Here is a 7,276-nt window from a genome sequence, read left to right on the forward strand (position 1 = left end):
GAAGCTCGATACCGGTGCCGTCGATGCCGGAGGTCGACGGCGCAGCTATCAAGCTGTTGTAGAAGTCCTCGAAGGGACCGAACAGGTTCAGCTTGAAGGTGTCGCCGGCCCACGGCATCAGGCCGGCGGTGGCGCCAGTCGGATCGGTTGTGCCGTCGAAACCGTAAAGGCTTGTCACCGCTCCGTCCGGGCCGGTGTCGGGGCTGGGGTCGACGAGTCCCGCGTCGTCGGCGGAGGTGAACGTGAAGTCCCCGCTCGTCAACTCCGAAAGGGGGACCGTTAACCAGTTGTCGAATATTCCGAGGGGCTCCTGTCCGGTGATCGTCTCCACGAACTCGATGACTCGGTCGAAGTCTGTGCTGCCGGTGACCACGTCCGTTGGGACGATCGGCGCGCAGGTCTCGGCGTCGCAGGACGCACTAATCGGGAGCTCCGCCGCCGCCAGCAGCGCCAGTTGTTGGCCCAAGCCCGCCGTACCATCCGCATCGGCTACGGGATCGATTTCCGGTTGATCCAGCCCGGATATCGACGAGAACGGGATCGCCGTGTCGATGATCCCCATGTAGTGGCCGATGTCACCGGGGTCTGTTCCAAAGAGGTTCGTGGCGTTGGGAACGAAAATGTTCCCGCTGAACAGCAGCGAATCCGCGAGTACGTTCAACCCCTGCACCTCGTTGTACGGAATGTTCGCGAGGTCGTCGAACAGGTTGACCGGAACGTTGAGGATCGAGTCGGCGTCGACGAGGCGAGTCGCGATACTGCGCACCGGAAGCTGGGGTGAGCGCGCAGCAAGCGGCATGGCTGCGACCATGCTCGTCGCCAGCGCGGCGGCACTTGCCAAGACGTACGGTCGCAAAGCAGCCTGCATTCGGTCCCCCGGATCGATCTGAGAGCCGCTCAGTCCACGTACCTGATCGGATTCCTGTCGACATGCATTCGGCGCGGAGCCGCGGTTGGATCGTGTGGTGTGCCGACTAATTCTTGTCCACGTCGTCGATCAGTTGCCCAACCAAGCGCGGTTGCCGTAGGTGTCGAGGTGGACGACCTGCTCGACGGCCAACCGCGTCGTCGGGCCGTAGCGCCCGCGCGGCCATCCGAGCGCCACCACGCAGCAGGGCGTCACCGAACGCGGCAGGCCGAGAATCCTGCGGGCCCGCCGGACTCCCCACAGCGGCAGGGTGATCAGCGATGCGCCCAAGCCCATCGCGCGCGCCGCCAGTAGAAGGTTTTGCACGCTGGGGTAGATCGAACCCCAATATCCGGACAGGGCGGCATGGGGCATCACCGAAGACGGCACCCGCCCTTCGCGGACGGTCAACCGCAGGCAGGCCACCACCAGAACCGGGATCTCGGTGAAGTGGTCGACTTGCCATTGCGCCGCGCGGATGACCTTGGCCAGTGACGGGTCGTTGTCGCCCGCCCTGCTGAGCAGTCCGCCGTAGGAGAACTTCCAGCCCCGCCGGTAACGCTCGGCGAGCTTTTCTATGACGCGGCGGTCCTTGACGACGATGAATTCCCAGTTCTGTCCGTTGGCGCCGGTGGGGCCGCGCAACGCCAACTCGATGCACTTCAACACCACTGCGTCATCGACGGGGTCGGGATGGACGCGCCGAACGGCCCGCTGCGTCATCATCGCCTCGATCAGCGGCATGTTCAGACCGGCCAGCGCCTCCGTGGTGGCCGGCGCGACCGGTGACCGCGCCGAGGCCGGCGGGTCGATACGCGGCGCGTCGCTCATCTGTGGCGTCCTACCTCGGTGTGGGTGTCAGGCATTCTCGGTGATCCACGTCGCGGTGAACTTCTGGATTTCCGGGATTTCCCGGGTGAACTCACGCGCTATGAAGGTTTCGACGGAACCGCCGACCAGCGGGACTTTGAACTCGACAACCCCGGTGAAGGTCATCCGGCAACCGTTGTCGATCGGCGCGACCAGTGCGCTACCAGAACCCGATCCCGGCGCCCCGGACGCCGCGACGCTGATCTCGCCGCGCAACTGGCCGTCGGTCGGCCGCCACACTTCAGTGTGCCGGACGGTGAGATCGCGGCGATAGAATTTGGTGAGCAGTCCGGGCAGCAGGTCGCGACCCAAATCCTGGGTGGTGACCACCCGCACGGTCCGGTCGTCATCGACGATCAACGATTCCAGCGTGGTGCTGCCATGCAGCGTCGCAAGCCTTGCCTGCCAGTAGTCCGCGCCGCTGAAGGCCTGATGAACCTGCTCGATACTGGCGGTCGAGTCGGCGGACACGTCGAACGAACGCGACATCGTAGAGCGAACTCCTCAACAGGTATATGGTCATCGCGGCTAGGCGCACTTCTGGTCAGCTTACCCAGATCCTTTGCCGAACAACCGATCCGCCAGCATAGCCGCAAAGGTCCGGGTTTGTTCCAACTGCACTGGCTGCACATTGGTCGACGGGATGGGTATGCCCAGGTAGCGCCTGCGGTATTCGCCCGACCCCAGGTAACTGGTCAGCGACAGCATGGAGCGCAGCGGATCGCCGGGATAGGTGAAATGGATCTCGTCGACGAAGTGTCCGCCCTGCTGTTCGGCAAGCTCGCGCACCGCGTCAAAGTTTTCCCGCCAGAACTGGCGACACACGGTAAATACCGCAAACGGCTTGCCGGACAACAATGTAGCCGCCTCGTCCGACTTCAAGAAGGAGCGCAAAGGCATGCTCACCGTCTGCCACCAGGTCGGTGAGCCGATACAGATCAGGTCGTAATCACCGCCGCGCGCGTTGTCGGGGATGACGATCTCACCGGTCTCGCCGCGCTTCTGGGCGCCCAGCACGCTGAGCATGTCGGGCCACACCCGTCGCATCGGGAACCGCGAAAACCGGTCGGCATACCGCCGATCGGTGAACTCGATCCCCGCTGTGTGCACTTCGCAGCCACGCGCGCGGAAGACGTCGCCCGCGGCCTCGAGCACCTTGATCGACTGCCCCGTGTAGGAGTAGTAGAGCAGCAACACCTGCGGAGGCCGTTCAGCGCGACCGGGTTTCGTCGTATCCGTCATCACATCTCCATCATCGAAGGTCGCGCACTGGGCCGCTCACGTGATGACCCGCCGCGCCCGGCTCCGCCGCGCTTGCGATCACCACTAGGTTGCTCACGTGATGACCCGCCGCGCCCGGCTCCGCCGCGCTTGCGATCACCACTAGGCTCTGGGCCGTGAATGACAAAGTCGCCGTCGACCTCAGCGGCCCCGCACAGACTATGCTGACGACGCTGTACTGCAAAGCGCTGGACGCCGACTGGGATCGGCCCATCCTCGGTGACGCATTCGCCAAGGACGCGGTCGATCGCATCGACTACGACTGGCGCGCACTCAAGGTGTCCGACCGCTGGACGCCGCTGGTGACGGTGCGAACCGCCCAGTACGACATTTGGGCCCGCGAGTTTCTGGCCGCCAATCCGCAAGCGACGGTGGTGCATGTGGGCTGCGGACTGGACAGCCGGGTGTTCCGGCTGGATCCCGGCCCAGGTGTCGAATGGTACGACGTCGACTATCCCGCGGTAATCGCATTGCGGCAGAAGGTTTTTCCGAGCCGCCCGCGCTACCACCTGATTGCCACGGCGGCCACCGATCCGTCCTGGCTCGACCGAATTCCTGCCGACCGGCCCGTGCTGTTCCTGGCTGAAGGCATCAGCATGTATCTGACCGAAAGCGACGGCATCGCCCTGCTCCAACATGTCGTCGACCGATTCGAATCCGGTGAATTGCAGATCGACTTCTACAACTGGCTCACCATCCGCTCGCAGAAGGCGCACCGCCTGCAGCGGCAGTCCGGCTCGACACTGCATTGGGCCGTCAATAGTCCGGCCGACGTCGTGCAACGAGTCCGTGGGATCCGATTGCTTACCGCCGTCACGTTTTTCGACGCGAACACGCTGCGCCGGGCATCGGCGGTGTTCCAGTTGGCGCGGCACCTGGTGCGCGCCGTCCCGCCGCTGCGGCGGGCACTGCAATATCACCGTTACACCTTCGGGACAGTCAACTGACGCTGGTGGCGGCATGCTGCTCGGCGACGGCGCAGAGCAGCGACCGGATCAGCTCGATCGAACGTTCCGGCGCTGGACCGTGCGAGTGGTACTCGACGTTGAGCTGCTCGGCGAAGATCTGGGTGAAGTAGATCTCGATTCCCGCGCTGACGACGAAGTACATCTCGCCGTGCGTGGCCGTCACCTTCACGTCGGGCGGTGTCCGGACCGGAGGGACCAGGCCATTGTCGGAGAGCAGCACGACATCCGGTAAGCCCGGGGCATTTCCGTCGTATTGCGGGCTGAAGTGCAACCGAGACTGTTGGATCACCCCGTCGGCCAGGTCAGCCTTGAAGGTTGCGGCGATGTCGCGGGCGAGGTCGATGACGCCGGTCTTGTGGTCGATCTCGGCGAGATAAGTCCCCAACCCGACCGGGTTCGTGCACCCGGTCGCCGACACCGGCGGCGACAGAAAGTAGCGCAGATCAACGGTGTAAATGAATGGCACCGGGACGTTGAGCCGGCCCCGGAGCTGCCATTCCGCGATGAGGATCACCGCAGAGAGCACCGCGTGCAGGCCGAGCCCGTGCGCGCGGCACAACTCGACGAGGGCGTGTGTCGCCTGCTCACTGAGCCGGCACGATACCGTCGGAACTCGCACCGGCGAAGCCGGTTTGATGCCAGTGTCGGCTCGTCGGGAGGGCGGCAGATCGTAGGCGAACATCGCCGGAAGAAAACGTTCGATCCCCGAGCGCTGTTGTTTGGTGATGCCCCGCTCGGCCAGCACAGTCTCGATCGACTCCGGCGCGGGCGCGGCGGTGATCGGGCCAATGCTGCCGGTGCAGACCAGGTCGGTGTAGAAGGACAGCAACTCCTCGATGAGGCCGTACATGTGATGGCCGTCGGCAAGGGCGTGATGAACATAGAGCGTCGGGTGCGCCTGGCCGGCGCGGACGGTCACGCGAAGGCCGACCAGCGCCTCGCTCTGGTCGAATCGTGGCGCTGGGGCCTCGGCGTCCGGGTCGTCGAGTTCGATGACTTCGAGTCCGGCGTGCAGCAGATCATCGGTGACGAACTGGTGCCGCCCGTCGGCGTCCCGCTCCAGACGGGCACACAAGATCGGGTACGCCTCGAGTAGCGCATCGAAGGCCTCCGACAGCGCGTCGATATCGATCGGACCCTCGAGATGGGCGCCGAGTCCGACGAAATGCTCCGTCGCAGCGAGCATTTCCTCGCTGTTGGCCAGCTTGCGAATGACCGATGATGGAAACAATCCCTTACTCCCCTGACCGTTTGCGCACGCGATGACGAGCCGACCGGGCTCGTCGTTGTGATCACAAACTACCGTGCTCGCTACCCACCGGCGCCGACTCCACGTGGTCGAACAACTCGTCCAACACACCGCTCGGCGAGTCGAGCGTCACCCCGGCAAGGTTTTCCTCGGGGACGCCGTCGGCTGCGTGCGGTGCAGCGATCGATTCCGCCAGGCACCTGGCCAACGAAGAGATGGTCGGGTTTTCCCATAACATCGTCGCCGGTACTTCGAAGCCCACCAATCGGGTGGTCTCCCGTAGGACGATCATCGCCATGGTCGAATCGAGCCCCAACTCAGGGAACGCCCGGTCCACGCCCACCGCTGACGCCGGCATCCCCAGTTCGCGGGCGAGCACTGTTTGCAGCTTGGTCTCGAGTTGGTCGACCATCTGCTCCCCGGACACCTGCGACCAGATGACCGGTGCCGATTCGGACTGCGACGCGGCGTGGTAGCGAAGGGACCGGATATCCACGCAGATAGTGCCGTCGGGCGTCGTCGCGACGATGTCGACGATCACCTCGTTGTCGTTGCTGTCGCGCCGATGCACCTCGACGGCACCGCGGGCATCGGCGAGACCGGCATGCAACCGGACACTGTCGGCGGCCACCGGAACCAGCAGCCGAGGGCCGCCGCGGTCCACCTGTCGCACGACGTCGATGGCGGCATCCAGCAACGCGACAGTCGACGCCCCGGGCAACAGCACATCGGCGCCAAATGCCTCCGGTGCCGACCGGCACGCATGAATCGACCACGCAAACGGCAGTCCCTCGATCCCGCACTGGGCTCGCGACCCGGCCACCGACGACGCGTCGCAGGCCGCCAAGTCCGGGGTGCGGCGCTGGACTGCGCGGTCGTCGTGGGGCGTGTGCACGATCCGGGCACTGGCGTGGCTGATCCAGCCGTCCGTGGAGCCACCCGTCGTCAACCCTGATGACACCGTGACCGATTCGCCGTCGGCTACCACCTGGACCACCCGCGGCTGGTCGGCGACGAGAGGCTGCTCGAATCGGACGTCGGACAAAGCTGCCGCTCCGCATTCGGCTGCCGCGGATGAAAGTGTGTGCAACAGAACCGATATCGGCACCACTTCGACGCCCTCGACACGGTACGTGCCCGGGTATGGCTTGGCTTGCGGATTCAGCGATGCCTGCCACAAATGCACCGCCGGCGTGGTGGCGATCGCCACATGCTCGCCGAGCACGGTACCGGGTCGGGCAGCGGATACGGCGGCTTCCAACCGTTCGGTGATCCTCAGCCAGTGCGACGCGGGCTGGCGCACCGACGGTTCCGAGGAACTCATCCAATGCCGGGTGTGGTGCCAGGGGGTGGGTGGAAGAACCGGATGGGGTCCAGCGGGATGATCGGTTTCCGGCGGGCGGGTGGTGTGGGTCCTGTTGAGGTTGGTGTGGAACGTCCACGTGTCGTGGGTGTCGCGCTGCAGGGTTCCGATGCTGTGGTGGTGATGGTCGCCGATCACGTCGCTGATCGCGTCGGCCAGCACCGGATGCGGGCTGACCTCCACGAAGGTGCCGTAGTCGGCGCCGGCGGCAGCCACGGTCTGGTTCAACCGTACCGGGGCACGAAGGTTTTCCGCCCAGTAGTCCGCATCGAAAACCGGCTTTGCTCCGCTCGTGACGCTCACTGGGATGCGTGGCGCCCGCGGTGCCACATCGGCCAGCGCCGCCCGCAATTCCGGTAGCACTGAATCGAGACCGGGAGCTTCCGCCAGCGCCATCGCGCCGTGTCCGGAGAGTCGTGCCATCAGTGTGGAGCGGGTGGTGATGACCCGCAGTCCCTCGGCGGGAGTCAACGCCCCGGCGACCACGGCCGCGGTCACCTCGCCCATCGAATGCCCGATCACCGCATCGGGGTGCACCCCATAGGACCGCCACAGCTTGGTCAACGCCAAACCCATCCCCACCAAAACCGGCTGAATCCGCTCGATCCCGGTCACCGGCTCACCACCGGCGAGCACCG

Annotated in this window: 6 protein-coding genes and 1 pseudogene; 1 reads left to right on the plus strand and 6 read right to left on the minus strand. The window is 65.2% G+C overall.

Annotated elements, in window-relative coordinates; all coding sequences use genetic code 11:
• The 4 genes and pseudogenes from AC2VOU_RS19335 to AC2VOU_RS19350 form a co-directional block, all read right to left on the minus strand.
• Positions 1–799: pseudogene (locus tag AC2VOU_RS19335) on the minus strand (hypothetical protein); the annotation flags it as partial.
• Positions 800–997: 198 nt separating this feature from the next.
• Entirely contained in the window at positions 998–1,738 is a 741-nt protein-coding gene (locus tag AC2VOU_RS19340) for a nitroreductase family protein (RefSeq protein WP_486958809.1), read from the minus strand.
• Between the two features lie 27 nt (positions 1,739–1,765).
• Positions 1,766–2,266, minus strand: a complete 501-nt coding sequence (locus AC2VOU_RS19345) for a DUF2505 domain-containing protein (protein WP_486958810.1) — start codon at positions 2,264–2,266, stop codon at positions 1,766–1,768.
• 60 nt (positions 2,267–2,326) lie between these two features.
• A complete protein-coding gene (locus tag AC2VOU_RS19350) occupies positions 2,327–3,019 on the minus strand; it encodes a flavodoxin family protein (protein WP_486958811.1) in 693 nt (230 codons plus the stop codon).
• A 155-nt stretch (positions 3,020–3,174) separates the two neighbouring features.
• Between AC2VOU_RS19350 and AC2VOU_RS19355 the strand changes: the two genes are divergently transcribed.
• A complete protein-coding gene (locus AC2VOU_RS19355) occupies positions 3,175–4,005 on the plus strand; it encodes a class I SAM-dependent methyltransferase (protein WP_486958812.1) in 831 nt (276 codons plus the stop codon).
• On the opposite strand, the gene AC2VOU_RS19360 is transcribed toward AC2VOU_RS19355, so the two are convergent.
• Both AC2VOU_RS19360 and AC2VOU_RS19365 read right to left on the minus strand, forming a co-directional pair.
• Complete coding sequence (locus tag AC2VOU_RS19360) at positions 3,998–5,257, minus strand: phthiocerol/phthiodiolone dimycocerosyl transferase family protein (protein ID WP_486958813.1); 1,260 nt, start codon at positions 5,255–5,257, stop codon at positions 3,998–4,000. The two genes, AC2VOU_RS19355 and AC2VOU_RS19360, sit on opposite strands and share 8 nt — an antisense overlap.
• 61 nt (positions 5,258–5,318) lie before the next feature.
• Positions 5,319–7,276 (minus strand): acyltransferase domain-containing protein (locus AC2VOU_RS19365; RefSeq protein ID WP_486958814.1); only part of this gene is annotated, 1,958 nt, incomplete at its 5' end.

It is taken from the genome of Mycobacterium sp. TH-M25, assembly GCF_057473665.1.